Raw genomic sequence first — 24580 nt, 5'->3', positions numbered from 1 at the left:
GGCGCGATGCCGACCTCCTTGGGAGCCGACCGGCCGGGCCGAGCCGGCAGCGCCGTGCCCGCCCCGGTCGGGCCGGAGGCCCTCCCCGCTGGGTTTGGCGCCGTGCCCGCCCCGGTCGGGCCGGAGGCCCTCCCCGCCGTACAGCGATTCGACTTTCCTATCGCGCTCATCGCCGGCGAGCTCCTCGCGGACGCGGGCGCCGACGCTCCCTTCGCCCCCGGCGGGCGACCCCGCTTCCGCACCCTCGCCCGGGTTGGCGACGGCAACGCGGTCTTCCCACTCGCCTCCCTGACCAAGCCGATCGTCGCCTGGAGCGCCCTGATCGCCGTCGACCGCCACCTGCTGGACCTCGACGCCCCCGCCGCGCCCGAACTCCCCGGCGCCACCGTCCGCGATCTGCTCGCCCACGCCTCCGGCGTCGCCTTCGACTCCGATGCCGTGCTGGCGCCGCCGCGACAACGGCGCATCTACTCCAACCGCGGCTTCGAAATCCTCGGTCGGCACCTGGAGGAGGCCACCGCCACCCCGCTCGAGGCGTGGGTGGAGGAGGCCGTCCTCGAGCCCCTCGGCATGGCGAGCGTCCGCATCCCCGGCTCGCCCGCTCACTCGGGGACGGGTAGTGCCGCCGACCTGGCCGCCTTCGCCCGCGAGCTCGCGGCCCCCACACTCGTCTCCCCCGCACTGGCCGAAGCCGCACGCCGCCCCGTCCACCCCGGGCTGCCGGGCGTCCTGCCCGGATATGGGCGCCAGGCCGTAAACGACTTCGGCCTGGGCCTGGAGGTCCGCGGCGCCAAACAGCCGCACTGGACCGCCCCCACAAGCAGCCCCGAGACCTTCGGCCACTTCGGCCAGTCCGGGTCCTTCATCTGGATAGACCCGGTCGCCCGCCGCCAGGCGGTGTTCCTGGGTGCGCGCCCCTTCGGCACCGTGCACCGGGAGAACTGGCCCGCCCTCGGCGCCCAGATCCTCGCCCTGTGACTAGGTCCGGTTGTGTAAGTGCTTGGGTGGAGGTGCGCGGTTGGGTGGCGGTGTGTGGCTGTTGAGCCTGTCGGTTGGACCGCTGTTCCCCCGTTGGACCCCTGTTCCCCCGTTGGACCGCCGTAGCCGCCGGTTACAGCGGTCCAACGGGGCGTGGGCGGTCCAACGGGGCGTGGGCGGTCCAACCGGGGCGTGGGCGATCCAACCGGGGCGTGGGCGATCCAACCGGGGCGGTGCAAGACCCACTCGCCCCTTCGACGGGCGCACACCAAGCCCACTCAAACTGGAGCCCGGTAGCCACCAGATACGACGAACTCGCCGCCCGCTACCAGACCACCACCCACATCGCCAGCACCGCCCCACCAGCACAAACGACTTACACAACACGACCTAGGGCATCGGCGCCGCGCACGCTTAGCCGCTCGCCTCAATCATTCCAATCGGGACTTTTCCTTGAAAACAAGCCATTGTTGAAATTGCCCGGTATTCGGCGCCGACACTCCCATGTGCGGCGAAGGCGCCGGCGCACATGGGAGCTTTCCCGCGTCCGCGGCGCGCTCGGTGAAACCGCGGAATCTCGCGGTTCGTGTACTGGGCGTCGACGGCTAAGCGTGCGGCACTCGTATTGACGCATCTTGACACGCGTAATGAAGGTCGGAGCGGGTGCGTCCCGGGCCGGCCTGCGGTCCTGTGCGGACTGCGCGCCGCCGAGATTACGGCTGCGTGCCTGCACGGCGCCGCCGGAGCGCCTGCCGCCCGCTCAGTCGAGGTCGACGACGACGGGCACGTGATCGCTGGGGCCCTTGCCCTTGCGCTCGTCCCGGTCGATGGCGGCGTCCCGCACGCGCGTCGCGAAGGCCGCCGAGCCGTACACGAAGTCGATGCGCATGCCCTCGTTGCGGGGGAACCGCAGCTGCTGGTAGTCCCAGTAGGTGTAGTTGGTGACGCGCTCGCGGGTGACCTCCCGCAGGCCGGCCGCCTCCAGTGCCGCCAGGGCCGCCCGCTCCGGTTCGGACACGTGCGTGGCGCCCTCGAAGACGCTCATGTCCCACACGTCCTCGTCGCGCGGCGCCACATTCCAGTCACCCACCAGCGCCAGCGACTGGCTCGGATCCGCCGCCAGCCAGCCGGCCACGGCGTCACGCAGCGCCGCCAGCCAGGCCAGCTTGTACTGGTAGTGCGGGTGGGTCAGCTCCCGCCCGTTGGGCACGTACAGGCTCCACAACCGCACCGCGTCGCCGTTCCCGCCCCCGACGGTGGCGCCCAGCGCCCGCGCCTCCACCACCGGCTCGGCCCCTGCCTTCGCGGCCCAGCCCGGCTGCCCTGGAAAGGCGGCGACGACGTCCGTCAGCCCCACCCGGGAGGCGATGGCGACGCCATTCCACTGGTTCAACCCGTGCACGGCCAGTTCGTAGCCGGCCGCCTCGAAGGGTGCGCGCGGGAACTGGTCGGGGCGGCACTTGGTCTCCTGCATGGCCAGCACGTCCACGTCCCGGCGCTGCAGGAAGTCGACGATCCGGTCGATGCGGGTGCGGGCGGAGTTCACATTCCAGGTGGCCAGGCGCATGCGTGCAGGCTACCGCGACCACTTGCCGACGACGACGGGGCCGGGCGATTAGGCTCGCCGTATGGGAACCGCACTCATCACCGGCGCCACCAGCGGCATCGGCCTGGAGCTGGCCTGGCAGCTCGCCGAGGCTCGCCACGACCTCGTCCTAGTCGCCCGCACGCGGACGCGGCTGGACCAGGTCGCCAAGCACATCAGCCAGGTGGCGGGCGTGGGCGTGCAGGTGATCGCCGCGGACCTGTCCGTTCCCGCCGACGTCGCCCGCGTCGCCGAGCGCCTGCGTGTCGAGGCGCCCGCAGCCGGCCCCTCGGCGGGCCCGGCGCGCTCTGATGCCCCCCACACCGCCGCGCAGGTGGCCGCCCGCCCCATCGACCTGCTCGTCAACGATGCCGGCTTCGCCGTCGGTCAGCCCTTCACCAGTGGCGACATCGCCCAGGAGCGGCGCGCGCTGAACGTCATGGTCGGCGCCGTCATGGAGCTGACCCATGCGGTCCTGCCGGGGATGATCGCCCGCGGGCATGGCGCCGTCCTGAACGTCTCCTCCGTGACCGCGCTGACCGCGATGGGCACCTACGCCGCGCATAAGGCCTGGGTGCGCACCTTCACCGAGGGGCTGGCCAGCGAGCTGCGCGGCACCGGGGTGACGGCCACCGTCGTCAACCCCGGGCTGACCCGCTCGGAGTTCCACGACCGCGCCGGCATGGAGGCCGCCTGGCCGCAGATCGCCTGGCTGCGGGCCGACGACGTCGCGCGGGCCGCGCTCGCGGCGGTGCGCCGCGGCCAGGTGATCTGCACCCCATCGCTGCGCTATCTCGGTGTCAACGCCCTGCTGCGCGTGGCGCCCCGCGGGGTGGTGCGGCGCGTCGCCGGGCATGCCAGCGTGCGCACTCGGTACTGACTTCGGTACCTGCAGGGCATAGGTCCTGACTTTTCCTGACGCCCTGTGATATCCTGCATAAGGTCAGGAAGCCCTGTGTAGGTCCGTGTTCCCAACGGACGGGGCGTGACATTCCCGGAGTATGAGGGGGTGCCGCGTGGTACGTCTCGTCAGGGCGCTATGGCGCGGCTACACGCGCTTGTTCAGCGGCTGGACGCGAATCGCGCTGGCGGTGCTGCTCGGCGTGGTCCTGGGGGTCGGCGGCTTCACCGTGTACTACTCGGGCGTCACCGGCTACCTCGGTGACGATCCGGCCACCTGCGCCAACTGTCACGCGATGGATGAGCAGTACGAGGCCTGGCAGCGGGGCAGCCACCATGACGTGGCGACCTGCAACTCCTGCCACGCCCCGCACGACAACATCGTCTACAAGTACATCAACAAGGCGGACAACGGCTTCTGGCACTCCCTGAAGTTCACCTTCCAGAACTACCCGGAGAACATCCAGATCCGCGAGCACAACCGCGAGATCACCGAGGCTGCCTGCCTCTACTGCCATGGCGACTTCGTCGACCAGGCCACCAACAGTTCCACCCACAAGGACGAGACGGTGTCGTGCATCCGCTGCCACGACGGCGTCGGGCACATGAGGTGACGCGACATGAGTACCGAGAGGGAAGATGCTGCTATGGAGGACCCCCAGGTGGATGCTCCGGAACTCGACGACGATGCCATCGACTCCGACGCCGGGGACGACGTCGGCGTGGCGGATGACGCCAAGAAGAAGTCCCGGCCCGGCCGCTCCCGCAAACTGGTGCCGGCCCTGGTGCTGGTGACCGTGGCCGTGGCCGCGGCCGCCGTGACCTGGCTGCTGACCACGATCTTCGAGCACAAGCAGGAGTCGGCGGCCTCCTTCACCGAGGTGGTGGAGCTGACCGACACCTCCTACGACCCGGCCGTATGGGGGCAGAACTTCCCCATCCAGTACGAGCAGTACCTCAAGACCATCGAGGACACCGACGGCGACTTCATCCCCGCTACCCCCACCGCCGATGATCCGCGCGAGTACCACACGCTGTCCCGGATCGAGTCCGAGACTCGCGCGCAGCGGATGTGGCGCGGATACGCCTTCGCGGTGGACTACACCGAGCCGCGCGGACACGAGTGGGCGCTGGCGGACCAGCGCTACACCGAGCGCACCGGCGAGCGCTTCAACCAGCCCGGCACCTGCCTGAACTGCCACGCCTCCATGCCCGAGGTCTATGACGAGCTGGGCGACGGCGACCGTGAGGCCGGCTTCCACGCCATGAACGCCATGAGTTACGACGAGGCCTATGAGCACGCCTCCTCCTCGATCGCCTGCATCGACTGCCACGACCCGCAGACGATGGAGCTGACCATCACGCGGCCCGCCTTCATCGACGGCATCCGCAAGGCCAAGGCCGCGGAGGGCGTGGAGGACTACGACGTCAACCGGGACGCCACCAACCAGGAGATGCGCACCTACGTGTGCGCCCAGTGCCACGTCGAGTACTACTTCGCCGGAGACTCCAAGACGCTGACCTTCCCGTGGGACAACGGTCTGACCGTCTACGACGCCATGGACTACTACGACGAGGTCGGGTGGACCGACTTCACCCACGAGGAGTCCGGCGCCGACCTGCTCAAGGCACAGCACCCCGACTTCGAGACCTGGTCGCAGGGCATCCACGCCGCCAACGGAGTGACCTGCGCCGACTGCCACATGGCCTACAGCCGCGTAGGCGCGAACAAGGTCTCCAACCACCAGATCATGAGCCCGATGGCCAGCGACGAGACCATCAACGCCTCCTGCCTGACCTGCCACCACTCCACCGCGGATGAGATGCGCGAGCGGGTGGACGGCATCCAGACCCGCTGGCAGGAGTCGCTGAACGTCTCCTTCACCGCCCTGGATGCGCTGATCACCGACATCGCCGCGGCCGATGCGGACGGCAGCGCGTCGGCGGAGGAACTGGCCACCGCCCGCGACTACCAGCGCAAGGCGCAGTTCGTGATCGACTACTCCTTCTCCGAGAACGGCCGCGGCTTCCACGCCCCGGCGTACTCGATCTCCATCCTCAACCAGTCGACCGACTGGGCCCGCTCCGGGCAGTTGGCGCTGCGCGGCGTCGAGGTCGAGAACGGGATCGGCCCGGCCATCCCCGAGCAGCACATGCCGGACAGCGGCAACTGACGGGGCGCGGGAACGGTATGACCCAGGCGCAGGACAGCGCGGAGCAGCAAGCAGCAGGCACCGCCGACCAGCCGGATCGGGAGGCACTGGCGGCCTTCCTGGCCACCGCCCCGGAGGAGCTGAAGGGCTGGGCGGCCGCCCAGCTGGACGCGCTTCAACCCACCGCTGAGGCAACGGGCGAGGCGGCCGGGGAGGCGGACGCGCCCGACGGCGGCACCGCCCCCTCCGGGCCGGACGCGCAGGGAGACTCCGACTCCGACGTCGAGGCGGCGGCCGACGTCGAGGACCTGCTGGCCGACGACGACGATGCCGCCCCGCGGCCGCGGCGGAGTGCCTCGGCGGGGCGCGAGCGCACCCCCTCGGCGATTGAGCGCCGCACCGGCGTCTCCCGCCTGAACCTGGCGCTGGTGGCGCTGCTGGCCGCCGCCGTGGTTATCATCGTGCAACAGGCGGGCCGGGGCGACACCGCGAGCACGGCCCTGCCCGAAGGCCACCCGTCGGTCGCCGCCACGGCCGCGGCGAGCGCCGTCGCCGCCATGGATGAGGCCGAGCCGGTGGACGCCGAACGGGAGGCGGAGCTCCGGGCACAGGCCGAGGCTGACCCCGAGGACATCGAGTCCCGCCAGGAGCTGGGCGTCATGTACCTGAAGGCGGCCCTGTACCAGGACTCCATCACCTGGCTGCAGCAGATCCTCGACCTCGACCCGGACAACCTCGACGCCCTGCTGACCATCGGCGTGGCCGAGTACCAGTCCAACCGGTACGAGGAGGCCGAGACGCACTGGCTGCGCGCCTCCGAGATCGATCCGGAGGTGGCCGAGCCCTGGTACAACCTCGGCTTCCTGTACATGGCCCGCACCCCGCCCGACGCCGAGCGGGCCAACCAGTGCTGGGAGAAGGTGCTCCAGCTCGCCCCCGACTCGGAGATGGCCGCCAACGTCCGCGGCCACGTGACCACCATGGGATCGGCCACCGCGACGCCGAGTGCGGGGTGAGCGGATGGAGCTGACCCTTCCGGTCGCCCTGCTGGCCGGCCTCGTCTCCTTCGCTTCGCCCTGCTTCCTGCCGATCGTGCCCGCCTTCGTGGGGCAGCTGGTGGGCGCGGACGCGGGCCCGGTACGCCGCCGCACCGCCCTGGCCAACTCGGTGAGCTTCGTAATCGGCTTCTCCGTGGTGTTCATCGCCCTGTGGGCCTCGCTGGGGCTCCTCGGGCGCTCGCTGGGCCCCCACGTGGTCTACGCGCGCATGGCCGGCGGCGCGGTGCTGGTGCTCATGGGGCTGCATGTGGCGGGCATCCTGACACTGCGGCCCTTCGACACGCTGGTGCGGGCGTCGGGCCCCGCCGACGCCGCCGGGTCGCCGCTGCGCGCCGCCCTGATGGGAGTCGCCTTCGGGGCGGGCTGGACCCCGTGCATCGGCCCGATCCTCGGCGGGATCCTCGCCCTGGCGACGGCGAGCCCGACGGCGTGGTCCGGCGTCGCCCTCATGGCCGCCTACTGCCTGGGCCTGGGGATTCCGATCGTCGCCGTCGCCATGGGTTCGGCCCAGGCCACACGGAGGTTCGACTGGTTCCGCCGCCACCACGTGGGAGTCTCGCTCGTAAGCGGGGGCATCCTTGTGGTCATTGGGCTGCTTATGATCGCCGGACTGCTGGGAAGACTGTCCGCCCTGATCCCCACCCCGGGGCTGTGAGGAGGTACCTGAAGGTGAGACAGACCGACACGCGGCCGACCGGGCCGGCGCAGTCGCCCGCCGCGAAGCAGGCGGGCACCACCGGTGAGCCCGGCGGCGCCGGAGCCGTGGACGGCCTCGATGATCAGGCCGCGCCGTCCCCGGGTCAGCTGGCCGGGCAGGTGTACGCCTTCCTCTACAACAAGACCGTCGGCCTGGTGCTGATCCTGTTGGCCGGCCTGCTGGGCCTGCTGGGTGCGATCCTCCCGCAGATGCCCGCCTCCGCCAGGGCGGATGCGCAGGCCGCCGAGCAGTGGCTGGAGCAGGTGCGGCCGGTGTTCGGCGGCTGGACCGGCATGCTGCGCGCGCTGGGCGCCTTCAACATGTTCACCTCGGTGCCGTTCCTGGTCGTGATGGGGCTGCTGGCCGCCTCGATCCTCGCCTGCACGGCGCACCGGCTGCCGGTGATCTGGCGGGCCGCCCGCCACCCCCGCACCCGGGTGACCGCACGTTTCTTCGACCGGGCCCGGCTGCGCTCCCACTTCACCGCGCCGGTGAGTGCCGAGGATGCCTTCGAGATCGTGTGCGCCGACGCCCGCCGACACCACCTGCGCGTGATCGTCGACGAGCGGGGACCCGGTCGTAACGCCTACCTGGACCGCAACCACTGGGCGCCCTTCGGTACGGTCTTCGCCCACGTCGCCTTCGTGGTGGTCATGGCCGGATTCGTGGTCTCCTCCCTGACCGGTTTCCGCGACCAGCAGTTCGCCCTGACCGTCGGCCACCCCAAGGACGTCGGCCATGGCACCGCGCTGACCGTGCAGGCCAACAGCTTCCAGGACACCTACTACGAGGACGGCTCTCCCAAGGATTACGTCGCCGACCTGACCCTGCTGGACGCCGGCCGCCAGGTCGCCTCCCAGCAGGTGCGGGTCAACACCCCGCTGAGCTACCACGGCGTCATGTTCCACCAGTCCTACTTCGGGGTCTCCGCCGTCATGCGGGTGGTCGACGCTTCCGGGGCGGAGGTCCTCCACGACGGCGTCGCCCTGGAATGGACCACGTCGGACAAGATCTTCAACTACGGCCACACCACCCTGCCCGACGGCACCGTCATGTACGTGGTGGAGGCGGCCTCCGGGCAGGTCGGCACCGGTATCGAGCCCGGCCAGGTGCGCGTCGAGCTGTACCAGGGCGACGCCACCACACCCAGCGCGCAGGCCGTCCTGGACCAGGGCACGCCCGGCGCGGTGGGCGACTACACCCTCACCTTCGAGCGGGAGCAGCAGTTCACCGGGCTGATCGTGCGCCGCGACCCCGGCGCCCCGATCGTGTGGGTCGGTTTCGGCCTGCTGGCGATCGGCACCTGCATGACCATGTTCTTCCGGCACCGGCGCATCTGGGTGCGGGTCACCGAGGGCGACGGCGGCGTCCTGGTGCAGCTGGCCTCCCCGGACCGCCGCGACTTCGGGTTCAGCGCATTCTTCACCGACATGGCCGTCCGCCTGAGCGGGCAAATGACGCGGCACGCGGAAAGGACCGACGCCGATGCTTGAGTACTCCCAGGCCCTACTGCTGATCACTACCGCCCTGGTGGTGGTCTCCACCATCGCCTACCTGGGCGCCTTCTTCGCCGCCCGCATGTCGCGGGCCGCGGCCGCCGCGCCGGCCGGGGGGACGGGCGTCACCGTCGTCGTCGACACCGGCGACGGCGAGCGCACCGTGGAGGTGACCGGCGGGGTCCAGCGGGCCCCGATCAAGCGCTTCACCGTCACCTGGTGGGCCGCCAAGTCCACCCAGCTGGCCCTGCTGCTGCTGACGGGCTCGCTGATCGCCCGGACCATCGCCACCGGGCACGCCCCCTTCTCCAACCACTACGAGTTCGCCATCTGCTTCGCCTGGGGCATGATGCTGGCGCAGGTGGTGTTCGAGTGGCGCTACCGGGTGCGCACCGTGTCGATCATCGTGCTGCCGGTGATCCTGGCGATGCTCATCTACGCCTCCACCCTGTCCTACCAGCCCAGCCCGCTGATGCCGGCGCTGCAGAACTCCCCGCTGCTGACGCTGCACGTGTTCACCGCCTCCCTGGGCTACGGGGCCGCGGTGGTCTCCTTCGCCGCCGCGGTCATGTACCTGCTGGCCCCGCACGTGCGTTGGCGGGGCTGGCCCCGGCAGGAGGTGCTCGACGACCTGGCCTACCGGGCCACCGTGGTCACCTTCCCCATGCTGACCCTCATGCTGATCCTGGGGGCGCTGTGGGGGAACGTCGCCTGGGGCCGCTACTGGGGCTGGGATCCCAAGGAGACGGCGGCGCTGGTCACCTGGCTGATCTACGGCGCCTACCTGCATGCGCGCGTGACCCGCGGCTGGCGGGGCAACCGCGCCGCCTGGCTGCTGATCCTGGGATTCGCCGCCGTCCTGTTCACCTACCTGGGCAACCTGTTCTTCGGAGGACTGCACTCCTATGCGTGACGATTCGAGTGACGAGCTGCCGGAGGAGACCTCCGCCGACGTGAGCGACCGGCCCGACCCCGAGCCCGCGACCCGGGCCGATGACCCCGAGCCCGCGACCCGGGCCGATGACCCCGAGCCCGCGACCCGGGCCGATGACCCCGACGAGCCTGCCTGGCGCGCCGGCCTCCGCGGCTCCCGCTTCGGGCAGGTGGCCGTGATGATCGTCGCGGCCTTCGCCATCGCCATCGCCGCCTGGTGGGCCGTGGGGCCCGACGACGCCGGCCCGGCCCAGGCCGAGACCGCCGTGGTCACCGAGGTGGACGTGGCGGGGGCGGACAGCGCCCCGGCGGTGGGGCAGAGGGCTCCGGCCTTCACCGCCACCGACCTCGACTCCCAGGAGGTGGTGCTGGATCCGGACGCCATGGAGGGGCGGCCGGTGTGGCTGATGTTCGTGGCCACCTGGTGCACGGGCTGCCGCACCGAGATGCCCGACGTGCAGGCGGCCGCCGCCGACTACGGGGACGACGTCGAGGTGATCGTGGTCTACGTGGGGGAGGATGCCGCCGCGGTGAGCGCCTACTCCGAGCGCGTGGGCAATGACTTCACGCAGGTGCCCGACCGCAGCCAGGCGATCTCCGCCGCCTACGGGATCATGGGCGTGCCCTCGCACTTCTTCATCGGCGCCGACGGCGTCGTGGAGCAGGTACAGGTCGGCCTGCTCACCCCCGAGCAGATGGACGAGTCGCTGCGCGCCCTCACCGGCGCCTGACCAGACGGCCCCCGCCTCGTTCCACCCCACCCTCGCCGAGGTCGGTAGAGGTCACGTGCCGAGTTCGGTCGTTGTGGTGGTCGTCTGTGTGCCCGCGGGCCGGGTGGGGGAGGACTGGTAGGGGGTGTCCACGGTGTGGGGTCGTCTGCCTGCCCTGGGCGTGTGCCGCCTGCGCGTTGGCCACCCCTGCCGGCGGCCGGGGTGAGGGCGCATCCCCTCACGACGACGCTTCGTACCCTCCGGTGGACGCTTCGTACCCTCCGGTGACGGTTCGTACCTCGGGGTGCCGAACCGTCGCCAGAACTGCCGAAGCGCTGGTGCCAAGTGCCGAACCGTTGCGGGAAGTGCCGAACCGTCAACGCCAGGTGCAGAGCCCTCACTGGAACTGCCGAAGCGCTGGTGCCAGGGGCCCAACCGCCGCCGGAACCGCCGAAGCGCTGGTGCCAACTGCTGAACCGTCACCGGAACCGCCGCCGAAGCACACTAACCGTCAACACGCACACCGAGGGCGCCCGGCCATGACGCCTACAGCCCGCTTCCCGCCCTGGAATCAACCCATCCTGCAACGTACGGCGCCGTCGGGTTAGCCTTGGCGGCGTGAGTACCGATGTGATCGCCAACGACTCCCACCGCGCCCGCTTGGCCGAACTCATCCGCGACCTCGCCGTCGTGCGTGGGAAGGTCACTCTTGCCTCCGGGCTGGAGTCCGACTTCTACGTGGACATGCGCCGCGCCACCCTGCACCACGAGGCCGCCCCCCTCATCGGCCACGTCATGCTGGACATGCTGGAGGAGGCCGGCCTGAGCACCGAGGACGTCGACGCCGTCGGCGGGCTCACCATGGGCGCCGACCCGGTGGCCACCGCCATGCTGCACGCCGCCGCCTCCCGCGGGCTGGACCTGGACGCCTTCGTGGTGCGCAAGGCCGCCAAGGACCACGGCATGAAGCGCCGCGTGGAGGGCCCCGACGTCGCCGGCCGCAACGTCGTCGTCCTGGAGGACACCTCCACCACCGGCGGCTCCCCGCTCGAGGCCGTCGCCGCGCTGCGCGAGGCCGGCGCCAACGTGCTCGCCGTCGCCGTGATCGTCGACCGCGCCACCGGGGCGCGCGAGCGGATCGAGGCCGCCGGCCTGCCTTACTACGCCGCCCTCGGACTGGCGGACCTGGGACTTGACTGACGCCGCCGACCGCCCCGCTGCGGCCGACTCCTCCGACACCGCCGGTGCGGACGCGCCGACGGCGCGCGTGCGCGAGGTCGGAGTCGGCCCCTGGCCCGGGGGCCCGGATGCGTGGCCCGACGACCCCCGCTACGACCGGGCGCTGCTGGCCGACGGCGACCGCCGCAACGTCGTCGACCGCTACCGCTACTGGACCATCGAGGCGATCCGCGCCGACCTGGCCGGTCGCGCTCACCCGCTGCACGTGGCCGTGGAGAACCTCTCGCAGGATCTGAACATCGGGTCGATCGTGCGCACCGCCAACGCCTTCAACGTGGCCGCCGTGCACATCATCGGGCGCCACCGCTGGAACAAGCGCGGCGCCATGGTCACCAACCGCTACCTGGACGTGCGCCATCACCCCGAGCCGGACGCGCTGCTGGAGTGGGCCGCCGACGCCGGCTACGAGGTGATCGGGATCGACAACGGGCCGCGGGCGGAGCCGCTGGAGAAGGCCGTGCTGCCGGAGCGCTGCCTGATGGTGTTCGGCAGCGAGGGGGAGGGCATCAGCCCGGCGCTGCTGGCGCGCTGCTCACGGGTGCTGCGGATCGGCCAGTACGGCTCCACCCGCTCCATCAACGTGGCCGCCGCGGCCGCCGTCGCCATGCACGCCTGGGTGCTGCAGCACGCCGGGCCCGCCCCCGACTGAGTCGGGAACGGGCCCGGGGAGACGACGGGACGGGCCGAGTCGTTTGACGTGATCACGGCGCCGCCGGGCGAGTGCCGGGGCGCCGCGGGGTTTAGGCCTTGTCGGCCTCGATGACCGGGTGGTGGGCCGGGGCGTGGGTGACCTCGATCTTGCGCGGCTTGGCCTCCTCGGCCACCGGGATCGTCAGGGTCAGCACGCCGTCGGTGTACTGGGCGGAGATGCGGTCCAGTGCCAGCCCGTGGCCCAGCGTCAGCTGGCGGGCGAAGGTGCCGGTCGGGCGCTCGTGGGCGAGCCACTGCACGTCCTTGGCGTCGGTGGCCGGGCGCTCGGCGCGCACGGTCAGGGTGCGGTCCTCGACGTCCACGTCGATCGTCGCGGGATCCACGCCGGGCAGGTCAATGCGGGCCACGAAGGACTCGCCCTCCCGGTACAGGTCCAGGGGCATGCCCACGGACGCGGGGGTGCGCACCATGCCGCCGGTGAGCCAGCGGTCCAGGTCGCGGAACGGGTCAAAGGATGTTGTTGCCATGTCAACCACCTCCAGTGGTTACGGCCTCGGAGGGTCCGAGAGTCGAGCGGCGGCGTCCTTGCGCGCCGACCGCCTGTGGGTCAATTGTGGACCCCCTCCCGCCGGAGTGATCCGGGTCATCGCCAACGGTGAAACCCGCCGGTTGCGGGACTGCGCGACCAAACAGGACCATGATCCGGTTCACGCGCGAGTGAATCCGTGACAGAATCAGCGGTGCACCACTGACTATTCACTTTCATCAGGAGGCACCCAGTGGCCATTGCAACCCCGGAGTCCTATGCCGACATGCTTGACCGCGCCAAGGCCGGCAAGTACGCCATCCCAGCGATCAACGTCACTTCCTCGCAGACCCTGTCTGCGGCGCTCAAGGGTTTCGCCGACGCCGAGTCCGACGGAATCGTCCAGATCTCCAACGGCGGCGCCGCGTACTGGTCCGGCTCCTCCCGTCTAGACCGGGTGAAGGGCTCCATCGCCTTCGCGGCCTACGCCCGCGCCGTCGGTGACCTGTACCCGGGCGTCATCGGCCTGCACACCGACCACTGCCCCAAGAAGATGCTCGAGCCCTGGATTCTCCCGCTGCTCGAGATCGAGGCGGAGCAGGTCAAGCGCGGCGAGCTGCCGATGTTCAACTCCCACATGTGGGACGGCTCGGCCGAGTCCCTGGACGACAACATCGAGATCGCCGTGGACATGCTGGCCCGCACCAAGGCCGCCAACACCGTCCTCGAGATCGAGATCGGCGCCGTCGGCGGCGAGGAGGACGGCATCACCGGTGCCGAGAACGCCAACCTGTACACCACCGCGGATGACGCCTTCCGCGCCATCGAGGCCCTCGGCCTGGGTGAGAACGGCCGCTACATCACCGCCCTCACCTTCGGCAACGTGCACGGCTCCTACAAGCCCGGCCACGTCAAGCTGCGCCCCGAGATCCTCGGCGACATCCAGAAGGACGTCGCGGCCCGCCTGGGCGACCGCCTGTCCACCAAGGTCGGTGTGAAGGACTCTCCGTTCGACCTGGTCATGCACGGCGGCTCCGGCTCCACCGACGAGGAGATCGCCACCGCGGTGCGCAACGGCGTCATCAAGATGAACGTGGACACCGACACCCAGTACGCGTTCACCCGCCCGGTCGCCGACCACATGTTCAAGAACTACGACGGCGTCCTCAAGATCGACGGCGAGGTCGGCAACAAGAAGACCTACGACCCGCGCGCCTGGGGCAAGGCCGCCGAGGAGGGCATGGCCGCCCGCGTGGTCGAGGCCTGCGAGCGCCTCGGCTCCGTCGGCTCCGCCAAGCGCTGATCGGCCCGGCGACGGCGCGCCCGGCGCGGCGTCGTCGTCCCGGCTCCGGTGTTTCCCGGGGTGCCCGCACGCGGGTGCGGTTGCCCCGGTGCCGTTAAACATCATCTGCGGTCCCGGCACCCACGCGGTGCCGGGACCGCAGCGGCGTTTGGCGGAGACCGTCTCGCACGGTCTCGCACGGTCTGGTGTCGCGGCGGCACGGTGTCTGTTCCCATGGGCAGTGGTCACCGTTGCGTGCCGAGGTCATTGGGGAAAACATTCGACCCATGAGCGTTTCCAGTGGCTTTCATGGGCTTGGTGTGCCGGGCGGATTCTCGCCGTCGGCCCAAATGCGTCGTACGCAGAACCCGCCTTCTCCGCGCAGCACCGAGGAGATGGTTGCGCTCGTGCTGCTCCTCTTGACGTTCATTACGACGTTGGTGCTCGCCCTGATGGCGATTGGATCGTTTGTTGTAGCTAATGCGAGTGGGAATCCGTACGCGATAGTCATGGCGCTGATCTACGGACTCTTGGACCACCCCGGCTGGCTGCTCGTCGCGGTAGCGCTGGAGGTGGTGGCTCTGGCTCAAATGGGGCGGCGGCGGTCGGCGAGCGCGGCGGCAGGACTGCTTGGTCTCGGTGTGCCGATCCTCCAAGACTTCGCAACGACTGTCGCCTAATCTCAGTCCGAGGCGCCTTTGGCGGGCGGGAGCTCTGTCGGGGCTGCCTTGAGATTGGTACTGCTGCCGCTGGTGATCGCGACGGGCGTCGCGGCGGTGATGGCGGGGCGCAGGGGCATGCGTGCTTAACCCGCTGCTGTATCCGTGGGGGTAGGAGCATCCCTGTTCTTGTTGTTGTTGGCGGTGATCGAGGTTGGGCGCGCGTGGCTGAGCCTGGTGTGGTTCACCTTCTGGGAAGTGATGTATCCAGAAGAGGGACAAGTATTGGAGATCGGACCGTGGCTGGCCCCAATGATCATCGATGCTGATCTTGTTTACGGACTGCCCTTCCTCGGGGTTGGAGGCGTGGTGCTGGTGGCGGCGTGTGCTTTCGGGATGCTGGCCGTGATCGCATGGAGCACCCGGATGTGGAGAGCGTTTATTGCTGGGGCGATCGGCGGGCCGGTCATGCTGTTGGTTCATCACCTGGCGGTTTGGGCGGTGTATGCCGATTTCCTGCCCGACTGGCGCTCGCCGTGGATGGGGTTGACTGTCTTGGGTTCCGGGATTCCGTTGGCAATGTCCTTGGCCGCAGTAACGCCCGCGGCGCGCCAGTGGTTCACCGCTCCGAGGTACCCCGTCATCGGGCTATGGTAGCGGCGCGGGGCGCTGGGAGTGCATGTGCACCTTCTGGAATGCCGGCCCTCCCGCGGCAGATCCCTGTGCCCGATCGCCGTTGTCGCAGCCCGAGGCTGGGGCGTCGGCCATCGACGGCAGGCGCATGGCAGCGGCGGGACATCCGGCTACGGCGTCGGTGCCGACGTAGTCCTGGAACCACCTCTGCCCTCTGCTGCGAGCTTTTGTGCTCTGATCCGATGGGTATACCCGCACACCAGGGTGCAAAAGCTCGCAGCAGGACGCAAAGTGTCGGGGTACATCCGATGGTGGTGGAAACGCCCGCGTGTGCCGGTGAGTTGCCGGGTACACTGCGGTGAGTTCGGACTAAGGAGGTCCCGATGAGTGTCACCGGCGAAAGCACGCGGCGCCGGCGGCCGACGGCCGGGCGGGTCGTGGCGCAGTTCTTCTGGTCGCTCATGGTGGCGCGGGTGCTTCTGGGACTGGAAAACGGCAACCTGCTGTCCATCGAGGCCTGGCTGACCCCGCGTGTCTGGCTTTACCCGCTCTTCTTCGGCGTCATGGGCGTGTACTCCTACCTGTACTGGATGCGCCACCGGGACGACTGAGAACATCGCTTGACGAGGCGGGGCGTGTTCGACACCGGCGTAGGACTTCGGTTCGTCGATGCCCTGAACCGGGTCAGGCTTGTCCCCTGTGGTTCGGAGGACGGGAGGGGGCGGGCGGACACCGACATTCGTCGATGGCGTAGGCGCGGCTCACCGGGGACAATGGCCTCGGGCAACGCTCGATGGCGAGATGGAGGGAGCACACGATGATGAGGCGAGCTACGGCCGGGATGCTGTTGGTGGCGGCGCTGGTGGGCGGTGCGGTACCGCAGGTGACGGCAGAGCCGGTGGCGGCGGATGTATCGTCAATGTTAGCGGTGGTCGCCGTGGAGGGATCGGCGGGAGGGACGTTGAACTCCTGGGGCAGCGATACTGACGGAGGACACGAGGTATTATGTATATTACTTCCCTCCTACTGCAAGTATTGGCGTTGATGCGTAGGTATCCGGTGGACCGCTCGATCGGTGGCAGTGGGATGTCGCTAGGAAAGAAGATCACCTACGCGACTCTTGGTGCAGGTTTCCTGGTATTCGATGCGAGCACCTGGGTTGGGGGGCGGTCAGCGGCATCCACCGTAGTACTAACTATCTTGACGGCCTTGGGTTCCGTATTATTGGGCTGGTTTCCGCGCTTCGCCGGAGTGCTTGTAGTCGTTTGCAGTATGGCGGACGAGGTGCTGTCTGCAGGTGTATTGCTGTCCTCGGTCGTGTTACAGCTTGTGGTAGTGGATTGGTTATCGCGACGTTGGGATGCTGCCGTTGTGGCGGTCGTCGCAGTGCATGCGATGACTGGTACTGTCGTTGCGAACGATTCGATGGCGTTTATGCGCGCCCAGGCTGTGCTGACGGCAATCGCTGTGATTGTCGGTATGGCGCTGCGGCAGTACGAGCACAGGCTGGTTGAGCTGGCGGAGCGGGAGGCGCGGCTGCGCTTGGAGCTTGAGAACGAGGAGCTGCGGGTCCGCTCCGAAATCGCGCTGACACTACACGATTCGATCGCAACGGATCTGGCCCAGGTCGTGGTGGCGGGGCAGAGCCTTGCCCGGGACCTGCCCGCCGGCTCCGAGGAGGACCGTGCGCGTGCCCTTGTGGACGCCGGGCAGCAGGCCATGACGCATCTGCGCGGTCTCATGGACGGGTTGCGTACACCGGATTCTGTGACGGAACGTAAGAACATCGACTTGCGCGCCGCGGTCTCCGAGTGCCGCCGGATGTTGGAATCAAGAGGGGTCCTGTTCGAGGCTGGCTCGTCGGTGTCATGGGATGTGCTGCTGCGCGACCTTGATCCTCCGTCGCAGACCCTGCTTGTACTGGCGTTGCGTGAGGGCGCCGTCAACGCCCTCAAATACGCGCCGGATGGATCTACGGTAGTGGTAGAAATCGACCAGATTGGTGACCATATCAACCTCGAGGTTTCCTCCGCGAGGCACACCGGCGGCGGGCAGTCGGCCACAATAGAAGAGATGCGCAGGCAGGGAATGAGCGGCAGCACCGGCCTCAGCGGTTTGGCCATGCGTGCGGCGCGCCTGGGCGGCAAGGTGGTTTACGGCCCCGCAGGCGATCGTTGGCTGCTCGGAGCGAGCGTACCGGTGCGCCTGGGTGCAGAGCCGGATGGCGGAGCCGACGTCCGTGTGGGAGTGGAGTCTGCCGGTGACACGGGGGGAGACTGACAACATGACCGCCTCATCCAATGCCGCTTTGCCGTCGGAAAGCACGCCCCTGCGGGTACTACTCGCCGAGGACAACGCCCTCGTGCGTGAGGGATACGCGGACATGCTCTCTGATCAACCGGGGATCGAACTCGTAGCGGCCGTTGAGGACGGATTCGCCGCACTGCGCGTGCTCGACCTGCACCGAGTGGATGTGGCGCTGGTGGACGTGGAGATGCCGAGGATGGACGGCGTCGAGGCGGCTCGGGAGATTGCTGCCCGTCATCCCGGGGTCGTCGTGGTCATGCTGACCGCCTTTGAGGACAAGGCCCGCCTGGCAGAGGCCCTGGGCGCGGGCGCGCAAGGATTCCTCACCAAGGACATGGACATTGAGCAGATCATCGCTGCTGTGCGCGATGCCGTGGCGGGCAAGACGGTTCTGGGGCCGGAGCCGTTGGAAGTCGCGGCGCAGAGCCTCCGGCAGCGGGCCGCCGAGCGGGAGGCCAACGCTGAGTTCCTCGACCGCGCCGAAGCGCTCTCTCCCCGCCATGCCGAGGTGCTTAAACTGGTGGCTCGGGGACTGTCCAACCGGCAGGTGGCGACGCGGAGCGGGCACACAGAGTCGACCGTGCGCACGTACCTTTCGGAGATCCTCCAAACCCTGAACTGCTCCTCTCGCACCGAACTTGCGGTCAAGGCCAACCGCCTCGGGCTGGTGGCGGATGATTCGGCATGATGGCATCGGCCGACTCGCAGAGTGAGGCGTAGGCAGCAACCTTGGCGGTTCTCGCTACTGCTGGGAGTAGGAAGGTTACTGACATTCGTCGGTGTTCCAGGTGAGGCCTAAGTCATAGCCTTGTATTGCATCGACCGGCGGTTGGTCGATGAGCATGTGACTGCTTTTCAAAGGAGAATCATCATGTCGGTCAAGAGTGCGGGACGCGTTGTTGGATTCCTGTTGGCTGCGTCGCTTTCCATTGGATGTGGGGGAATGGCCGCGGCTGTTCCATCGTCAGACGTCGTGCAGAGCGGGTCGGTTTCTGAAGCCACGGGTTTGTCCGCGGCGGAGACCGAGGAACTCGCCGACGACCTCGAGATACTTTTCACCCGCTACATCCCCATGGGTGCGGATGGGAAGCTGATGGTGAATGAGAACGCCGTTATTGAAGACGGATTCGAGGAGAGTCTTCCAGAACTCCGTATGCTGGCGGACGTCTTGAATGAGGTTGACCAGACGAGTTCAGGCTCGGTACGCGAAGGCGGAATGCAGGCCGAGAGTACCGGATCGTTCGCTCTCTGTGTGGCGCTCAAGGGTTTGGGGGTCCCCGCTGGCAAGGCTTCTTCGGGACTGATCGCGGCCATTAAGTCCGGTATCAAGGCTTGGAACTGGGGTCTTACGGCCAAGACCGTTGCGAAGATTCTCGGCGCTTCGACTGTTAAGGCGCTTGGTGGTCCTGTGGCAATCGGCGTGCAGCTGGCCGCCGCAGCTTTCAGTTGCAGGGGAGAGTTATGAACTCGAAGGCTCCTCAGCGCCGTCGGCCACCGGTGTGGCGGCTGGTGATCGAGTTCTTCTGGGGGCTGCTACTGGCCAGAGTGATACTAGGACTGATTGACGGTGACAACCTGAGCTCGGCTGAGGCCTGGTTGACACCCCGCGTTTGGGGATATCCACTTTTCTTCGCCGTCGTCGGGGTGTACTCCTACCTGTACTGGATGCGCCACCGGGACGACTGAGACTTCTGTCTGATTGAACATGACTGCGCCGGTGGCCGTATCACCCTGTGAGTCCAGCAGGTGAATCAGGGCCAGGTCAGGGAAATCCCGCATGGCTGGACCTGGGGAATCGGCGTACAACCGAATCATGAAGACGCAGATGCCGGGTGGGGCAGGCGCCCAGCACCACCAACACAGCCGACCGGGGGCGGACTCCCACTCGATCATCACATTGAACCGTGTGTCGCGCGACTTCGGCCGGCTGCAGGCACTCGCCCCGCTCGACCTGGAGGTCGGTGCGGGGCGAGTGCTCGGCCTGCTCGGCCCCAACGGCGCCGGCAAGACCACGCTCATGTCGATCATGGCCTGTGAGCTGGCGCCAAGCACGGGGACGGTGACGGTCGGCGGCACTACGGTCACCGACACCTCCGCTGCGCGCCGGGCCCGGCGCCGGCTCGCGCTCATGCCCCAGCGCCCGGCGTCGGTCCCGGGATTCAGTGCCCTCGACACGGTCGAGTACGCGGCCTGGACCAAGGGCCTGCCCACGCGCGGGCGACGGGAGACCTGCATGAACGCGCTCGACCGGGTGGGACTGGCCGCGCAGGCCAAGCGACCGTTGCGTACCCTGTCCGGGGGCATGGTCCAGCGCGTGCACCTGGCCGCCGCCCTCGTCAGCCGCCCCGCCCTGCTGCTCCTCGACGAGCCGACCGTGGGCCTGGACCCCGCCCAGCGCATCGCCTTCCGCGCCCTGGTAGAGGAGCTCGAAGACACCGCCACCGTGCTGGCCACCCACCTGGTCGAGGACGTGCGCGCCCTCAGCGACGAGATAATGGTGCTCGACGCCGGGCAGGTCCGCTTCCGCGGCAACACGGCGGAGTTGGAAGTGCAGGTGTCGCCCGACGCTCCCGGAGACAACCAGCTCGAGCGCGGCTACATGAGCGTGCTCAGTCAGGAGCAGTCATGAGCGGCGTGCTGCGCATCGAACTGCGGCGCTCGCTGCTGGTCCGTGTGGCACCCCTGGCCGCAGTAGGACTGGTGGCCCTGATGCTCAGCGACCGTCACCAGTGGCAGGGAGTATGGCCCGAGGCATCGGCGGCCATCACCGCCCCGCTGTGCTACCTCGGCCCCGCCCTGGCCGGGGCGGCAGCCTGGGAGGCGCGGCGTCGCCGCGGGGAACGCGACTCCCGCAACGGCGGCGAGCCCTGGGCCGGACCTTTGCTGGCCGCCTACCTGCTGGCGGGTGCGGGCGTGATTGCGGTTGGCGCGATATGCGCGGTGGCGGTCAACCTGTCCGCCTCCGCCCCGGTGGGCTTTCTGTGGCCCTCGTACCTCATCATCGCCCTGGCTGTGGTAAGCGAATGCCTGGCTGTCGGCGTCCTGTTGGGCCGACTCGGCGGCCCGGCCTGGTTCGCGCCCGTGGTCGCCGTGCTGGCCTGCTTCCTCCGGCTCATCACCACCCAGGGGACGGCCGTGGGCGCGCCGGAGAGCCGGCTGACCCGAGTATTCCTTGCCGGCCACGCCTGGGTGGCACTGACACCCGCAGGGGTGACGCTCGCCGTCGTCGAGGCCGCGATTGTGATTGCCGCCGCTCTGGCGCTGCCGGGTCTGCTCGCCGCCCTGCGAGCCCGTCGTGAGCGCACCGCCTTCCCGCAGCCGCGGCGAACCCGAGTGGCAGTCACCGCGGGCTGTGCGGTGTGCGTGCTCGGGGCGGGCCTCGTGCTGACCGGTCCGCCGCTGACGGTGGAGCGCGCCATTCCCGAACATCCCGTGTGCACCGATACGCAGCTGCGGCTGTGCGTGTGGCCCGAGGACGCCGCCCGGCTGCCCGCGCTGACCACGCTTGCCGAGCGCGCCGCCGAGCAGGCGGATGCGCTCGGCCTGGAGCTCCCCGACCACGTCAGTGCCTACGGGCTGGAGCCGGGGGCCTCGAACTTCACCATCGAGTCCGATTCTGTCTGGTTCGCTGCGAACGACCTGGCGGGAATAATCGTCGGCTCGGCGGTGTCGGTCGACTGCCTGCCGACGGACGCCGATCCTGACGCCGCGGACTTTTACCGGGCCTATGGCGAACTGCAAGGACTGATCGAACTGCGCTTGCAGGACGCCGATGCCCGTCCTGCTGGCATGGGAGACACCAGAGAAATCGACCGCGAGGAGATCTCTCGCGTGGCCAGGTCCGACCAGGCCACACAGGACGCCTGGATCCAAGAGCGCCTCGACACCATGCGTGACAGCGCGGCGGAGCAGTGCCGGTGAAACTCTACGTGCGCTCCCGCAGGCTGCTCGCGGCTTGCGCGCTCATGGCGGTCATCGCGGTCATGAGCGCAGTGATCGGCACCAACATGCTGACGCTCGTATCCCGCGGCGATCCCGTGGCCGTGCCCTACCTGCTGGTGCTCGATGCCTTCATCGCGGTGTTGGCGGTCGGCAGCCTGGCCTCCCCGGTGCCCGCCATGGACCGCGGGGACGTCGGCGTGGTCGCGCGGGCCCGCTGGCTGCACCTGGCGGGCATGGGAGCCCTGGGGCTGTTGCTTGTGGTGGCGGCGTCCCTGCCCCGTTCGGGCATGGGGGCGCTTGAGGCGGGGCGTGCCTACCTCGCCTGGCTCGGCCTGGCACTGCTGGCAGCCGGCGCGCTGCGCGAATCCCTGGCCGCAATCGGGCCGTTGGCGGGATTCTTCGTCATCGCCTGGTTCGGGCACCCGGCGGGAGCGCCCGCGCCGTGGAACTGGGGGCAGGCGCCCGCCACCGTGCTGACGTCCTGGTTGGTCGCCGTCGGGCTGCTGGCAGTCGGCCTGCTAGCCTGCGCCCGACGCTGGCGGGGTGACCTCGGCCTGCCGCGCCCCTGACGCAGGAACACGCCCTTTACCTCTGGTACGAGCTTTTGCGCCCTGATCCGATGGGTATACCCGCACACCAGGGTGCAAAAGCTCGTAGCAGGGTGCAAAAGCTCGCATCAGCCGGTTGGCACCTCCAGCGCCTTATGAACTGGCCGCCACCGGCGCCACGGTTGTCGTTGCCGCCGACCGGGCAGCCAGGGACATCGCCAACAGAATCCCGGATTGCAGGACGAGGAACGCCAACGGCACCCACTGCGATCCCCGGAACAGGCTGTTGTCCGCGACCACCCAGACCGCTACATGGTGAATCAGCAGAGCAACCGGTCCACCGACCGCCCCTGCCAGGAACAGCCCTCGAATCCGGAAGGCCGACGCCGTCACGGCCAGCAGCGCGAGTACGAACACCGCCACCAGCATCACGCCACCGGCACCGATGAACGGCAGACCGTGTTCGGAGCCGTTCAGGTTGACTTCCGTGGACAGCCACGGGCCCACCGCCGCGTCGATTCGCACGGGTGCGTACCAGCAGAGGTTCGCTACATACTGGTAATTCAGCCAGCCTCGGATCAGCTGAATCGCGGAGAAGGCGAGCAGGAACACCGACGCCCCCAGGCCCAACGCGACGGACACGGGGCGGGGCCGGGGCATCCGCCGTCCCGCCACTACTGCGGTAATGCCGGTTGGGATCATGGCGACGAGCAAGGCCACCAACAGGGCGACGCTGTCACCAATCGTTCCCTCCATTACCTGAAATGTCTCATCCGCCCCTGTGAACGCGATCGTGTACGTAAGCGGTCCGCTCACCCACAACCCCGCTACGGCCGCGGTCGCCTGCCGGCGCTTCATGAGCTGTACCAGTCCGACCGTCTCAAGTACGAGCGCGGTGTACAACCAGCCGCTCATGTTGCTGAGGGTCTCGACCAGTTCGACCAGTTCCCGGACCGGCTGCGACGCGTCTCCTCCGATGGAGGCCTCGGGCCTGCTCCGCCTGACGTGGTCAACCACGACCAGAAGGGATATCAGCATTGTCATGACGATGAGCGCGAGCGCAGCCCGCTCCGGGGCAGTGCGTCGGCCAGTCAGGCGGTGCACGACCTTGCCGGATACCTCGGTGGGAGCGGACATGCATCGTATCCTCTCCGGCTGGGCAATCACGGGCAATGGGCACCGCGGCCCATGCCCGCCGATGAAGGCTCGGGACGTGGCGCAGGAACACGTCCTTCACCTGTGGTACGAGCTTTTGCGCCCTGATCCGATGGGTATACCCGCACACCAGGGTGCAAAAGCTCGTAGTAGGAGACAGGGGGTCGGCACAGGCGTTGAACCCTGTGATGTCCAGGAGGCCGGCCTCGCCGTCGTCGGCGGGCTACACGGCGATGAGGCGCAGCCCGGGGTCGACGGCGTGCAGGTCGCCCGGGTCCGAGGTCACTACCGCGTGGCCCTGCTCGCGGGCGTGCAGCACCACATGGACGTCGACGGCGTCGGGGTGTCCGCTGCGGCCGCACAGCAGCCCCACCGCCCGCGCCGTCACGTCGTCCAGCGGGATGATCTGAACCGCGGGGTCTCCCAGCAGCCGTGCGACTCGCGCCTGGCGGGGTCCTCCTCGCCAGGCCTGGGCGACGACGCCGGCGGGTACTGCCAGCGCGATCCCGGCCTCGACTGCCCGGCGCAGCAGGGCCCGCATTCTGGCGTCGCCGCGCTCAAGCGCCAGCAGTGCCCCGGTGTCCAGGGTCAGGCCCGTGACCTCGCCGTCCGTGGTCACGCCAGTCCCAGGGCGCGGTCGGCCCAGGCCAGGTCGGCGTCGTCGACCGGGCCCAGCTCGCGGTCCAAGTCGTCGAGCAGCTCGGTCAGGCCGTCCTCGCGTTCGGCGCGGGCGACAGCCGCGCTGATGTACCCGGACACCGACGCCGCCCGCCCCTGCGCAACCGCACGCCGGATGGAGCTGACCTGCTCATCCGGGAGGCTTACCGCAATCTTCTGAGTCATACCAGAATCATACCGCTCGGGGTGTGACGCCTCAGTCGCGGGACATGGGTTGCCGAGTCCGGTTTGCGCTGCGCGGGCGACCGCCGGCCTGCAATGAAGTGGCGCCGTCTTTGCAAAAAGGTTACAGGATGGTGCCGCAAGTTCGTGGAAAACCCCGTATTTGCCCATGAATATCCCGAATCCGGCTTGCAAGGCTTGCAGCAAGGCGGGGTGTCGTGTGTAATGGGGGGCGTCATCGCCGTCGCGCTGTGAGCCGTTCCGCGGTTCATGGCTCACGATTGGCAG

27 protein-coding genes are annotated in these 24580 nt (G+C 69.0%); 22 read left to right on the top strand and 5 right to left on the bottom strand.

Annotation, left to right across the window (positions count from 1 at the left end; translation table 11 throughout):
* Positions 1–6 precede the first annotated feature (6 nt).
* Positions 7–978: a serine hydrolase domain-containing protein gene (locus tag ACGLYG10_RS10190; protein ID WP_083565832.1), complete on the top strand. Its 972-nt coding sequence runs from the start codon at positions 7–9 to the stop codon at positions 976–978.
* Between the two features lie 760 nt (positions 979–1738).
* Here ACGLYG10_RS10190 and ACGLYG10_RS10185 read toward each other — a convergent pair.
* Positions 1739–2545, bottom strand: a complete 807-nt coding sequence (locus tag ACGLYG10_RS10185) for an exodeoxyribonuclease III (protein WP_073331307.1) — start codon at positions 2543–2545, stop codon at positions 1739–1741.
* A 61-nt stretch (positions 2546–2606) separates the two neighbouring features.
* Between ACGLYG10_RS10185 and ACGLYG10_RS10180 the strand changes: the two genes are divergently transcribed.
* From ACGLYG10_RS10180 to ACGLYG10_RS10135, 10 genes are all read left to right on the top strand, one after another.
* On the top strand, positions 2607–3443 hold the full coding sequence (locus ACGLYG10_RS10180) for an SDR family NAD(P)-dependent oxidoreductase (RefSeq protein ID WP_073331304.1): 837 nt from the start codon (positions 2607–2609) through the stop codon (positions 3441–3443).
* A gap of 136 nt (positions 3444–3579) precedes the next feature.
* A complete protein-coding gene (nrfH, locus tag ACGLYG10_RS10175; protein ID WP_244542650.1) occupies positions 3580–4077 on the top strand; it encodes a cytochrome c nitrite reductase small subunit in 498 nt (165 codons plus the stop codon).
* Positions 4078–4083: 6 nt separating this feature from the next.
* Positions 4084–5637, top strand: coding sequence for an ammonia-forming cytochrome c nitrite reductase subunit c552 (locus ACGLYG10_RS10170; RefSeq protein ID WP_199912527.1), 1554 nt, complete (start codon positions 4084–4086; stop codon positions 5635–5637).
* A gap of 17 nt (positions 5638–5654) precedes the next feature.
* A complete protein-coding gene (locus tag ACGLYG10_RS10165; protein WP_073331300.1) occupies positions 5655–6632 on the top strand; it encodes a tetratricopeptide repeat protein in 978 nt (325 codons plus the stop codon).
* Between the two features lie 4 nt (positions 6633–6636).
* Positions 6637–7329, top strand: a complete 693-nt coding sequence (locus ACGLYG10_RS10160) for a cytochrome c biogenesis CcdA family protein (protein ID WP_073331297.1) — start codon at positions 6637–6639, stop codon at positions 7327–7329.
* A gap of 14 nt (positions 7330–7343) precedes the next feature.
* The gene (locus ACGLYG10_RS10155; RefSeq protein WP_083565830.1) at positions 7344–8864 is read left to right on the top strand and encodes a cytochrome c biogenesis ResB family protein; all 1521 of its coding nucleotides are present in this window, start codon (positions 7344–7346) and stop codon (positions 8862–8864) included.
* Entirely contained in the window at positions 8857–9780 is a 924-nt protein-coding gene (gene ccsB, locus ACGLYG10_RS10150; protein ID WP_073331294.1) for a c-type cytochrome biogenesis protein CcsB, read from the top strand. Before ACGLYG10_RS10155 ends, ccsB begins: the two co-directional genes overlap by 8 nt.
* Entirely contained in the window at positions 9773–10531 is a 759-nt protein-coding gene (locus ACGLYG10_RS10145; RefSeq protein WP_083565829.1) for a TlpA family protein disulfide reductase, read from the top strand. Before ccsB ends, ACGLYG10_RS10145 begins: the two co-directional genes overlap by 8 nt.
* Positions 10532–11140: 609 nt before the next feature.
* Positions 11141–11710 carry an orotate phosphoribosyltransferase gene (gene pyrE / locus ACGLYG10_RS10140; protein WP_170866503.1) on the top strand — a complete coding sequence of 190 codons (570 nt, stop codon included), beginning with the start codon at positions 11141–11143 and terminating at the stop codon, positions 11708–11710.
* A complete protein-coding gene (locus ACGLYG10_RS10135) occupies positions 11703–12398 on the top strand; it encodes a TrmH family RNA methyltransferase (protein ID WP_073331291.1) in 696 nt (231 codons plus the stop codon). Before pyrE ends, ACGLYG10_RS10135 begins: the two co-directional genes overlap by 8 nt.
* A gap of 91 nt (positions 12399–12489) precedes the next feature.
* Here ACGLYG10_RS10135 and ACGLYG10_RS10130 read toward each other — a convergent pair whose 3' ends face one another.
* The gene (locus ACGLYG10_RS10130) at positions 12490–12927 is read right to left on the bottom strand and encodes an Hsp20/alpha crystallin family protein (RefSeq protein ID WP_073331288.1); all 438 of its coding nucleotides are present in this window, start codon (positions 12925–12927) and stop codon (positions 12490–12492) included.
* Between the two features lie 252 nt (positions 12928–13179).
* On the opposite strand from ACGLYG10_RS10130, the gene fbaA reads away from it, so the two are divergent.
* From fbaA to ACGLYG10_RS10075, 11 genes are all read left to right on the top strand, one after another.
* Entirely contained in the window at positions 13180–14229 is a 1050-nt protein-coding gene (gene fbaA, locus ACGLYG10_RS10125; RefSeq protein ID WP_073331285.1) for a class II fructose-bisphosphate aldolase, read from the top strand.
* A 266-nt stretch (positions 14230–14495) separates the two neighbouring features.
* The gene (locus ACGLYG10_RS10120; RefSeq protein WP_139240948.1) at positions 14496–14888 is read left to right on the top strand and encodes a hypothetical protein; all 393 of its coding nucleotides are present in this window, start codon (positions 14496–14498) and stop codon (positions 14886–14888) included.
* 168 nt (positions 14889–15056) lie between these two features.
* Positions 15057–15524, top strand: a complete 468-nt coding sequence (locus ACGLYG10_RS10115; RefSeq protein ID WP_073331279.1) for a hypothetical protein — start codon at positions 15057–15059, stop codon at positions 15522–15524.
* A 359-nt stretch (positions 15525–15883) separates the two neighbouring features.
* Positions 15884–16111 (top strand): hypothetical protein, encoded by a 228-nt coding sequence (locus ACGLYG10_RS10110; RefSeq protein ID WP_073331276.1) that lies wholly within the window; start codon positions 15884–15886, stop codon positions 16109–16111.
* A 448-nt stretch (positions 16112–16559) separates the two neighbouring features.
* Positions 16560–17780: a sensor histidine kinase gene (locus ACGLYG10_RS10105; RefSeq protein WP_170866500.1), complete on the top strand. Its 1221-nt coding sequence runs from the start codon at positions 16560–16562 to the stop codon at positions 17778–17780.
* 4 nt (positions 17781–17784) lie between these two features.
* Positions 17785–18495: a response regulator transcription factor gene (locus ACGLYG10_RS10100; protein ID WP_073331433.1), complete on the top strand. Its 711-nt coding sequence runs from the start codon at positions 17785–17787 to the stop codon at positions 18493–18495.
* 183 nt (positions 18496–18678) lie between these two features.
* A complete protein-coding gene (locus ACGLYG10_RS10095; RefSeq protein WP_073331270.1) occupies positions 18679–19272 on the top strand; it encodes a hypothetical protein in 594 nt (197 codons plus the stop codon).
* Positions 19269–19493 (top strand): hypothetical protein, encoded by a 225-nt coding sequence (locus ACGLYG10_RS10090; protein WP_139240946.1) that lies wholly within the window; start codon positions 19269–19271, stop codon positions 19491–19493. The genes ACGLYG10_RS10095 and ACGLYG10_RS10090 overlap by 4 nt, the downstream gene beginning before the upstream one ends.
* Positions 19494–19620: 127 nt before the next feature.
* A complete protein-coding gene (locus tag ACGLYG10_RS10085; RefSeq protein WP_211483014.1) occupies positions 19621–20436 on the top strand; it encodes an ABC transporter ATP-binding protein in 816 nt (271 codons plus the stop codon).
* Positions 20433–21728 (top strand): DUF7224 domain-containing protein, encoded by a 1296-nt coding sequence (locus ACGLYG10_RS10080; protein WP_073331261.1) that lies wholly within the window; start codon positions 20433–20435, stop codon positions 21726–21728. The genes ACGLYG10_RS10085 and ACGLYG10_RS10080 overlap by 4 nt, the downstream gene beginning before the upstream one ends.
* Positions 21725–22318, top strand: a complete 594-nt coding sequence (locus ACGLYG10_RS10075; RefSeq protein WP_139240945.1) for a hypothetical protein — start codon at positions 21725–21727, stop codon at positions 22316–22318. The genes ACGLYG10_RS10080 and ACGLYG10_RS10075 overlap by 4 nt, the downstream gene beginning before the upstream one ends.
* 132 nt (positions 22319–22450) lie before the next feature.
* Here ACGLYG10_RS10075 and ACGLYG10_RS10070 read toward each other — a convergent pair whose 3' ends face one another.
* The 3 genes from ACGLYG10_RS10070 to ACGLYG10_RS10060 form a co-directional block, all read right to left on the bottom strand.
* Positions 22451–23401: a hypothetical protein gene (locus ACGLYG10_RS10070; protein ID WP_211483013.1), complete on the bottom strand. Its 951-nt coding sequence runs from the start codon at positions 23399–23401 to the stop codon at positions 22451–22453.
* 274 nt (positions 23402–23675) lie between these two features.
* The gene (locus ACGLYG10_RS10065; protein WP_083565826.1) at positions 23676–24071 is read right to left on the bottom strand and encodes a type II toxin-antitoxin system VapC family toxin; all 396 of its coding nucleotides are present in this window, start codon (positions 24069–24071) and stop codon (positions 23676–23678) included.
* On the bottom strand, positions 24068–24295 hold the full coding sequence (locus tag ACGLYG10_RS10060) for a toxin-antitoxin system antitoxin subunit (protein WP_073331252.1): 228 nt from the start codon (positions 24293–24295) through the stop codon (positions 24068–24070). Before ACGLYG10_RS10060 ends, ACGLYG10_RS10065 begins: the two co-directional genes overlap by 4 nt.
* Positions 24296–24580 lie beyond the last annotated feature (285 nt).

The sequence above is a fragment of the Actinomyces glycerinitolerans genome, assembly GCF_900098745.1.
GTDB classification, from domain to species: domain Bacteria; phylum Actinomycetota; class Actinomycetes; order Actinomycetales; family Actinomycetaceae; genus Actinomyces; species Actinomyces glycerinitolerans.
Note: the sequence above shows the minus strand (reverse complement) of the source record. Positions and strands in the feature narration are given on the sequence as shown.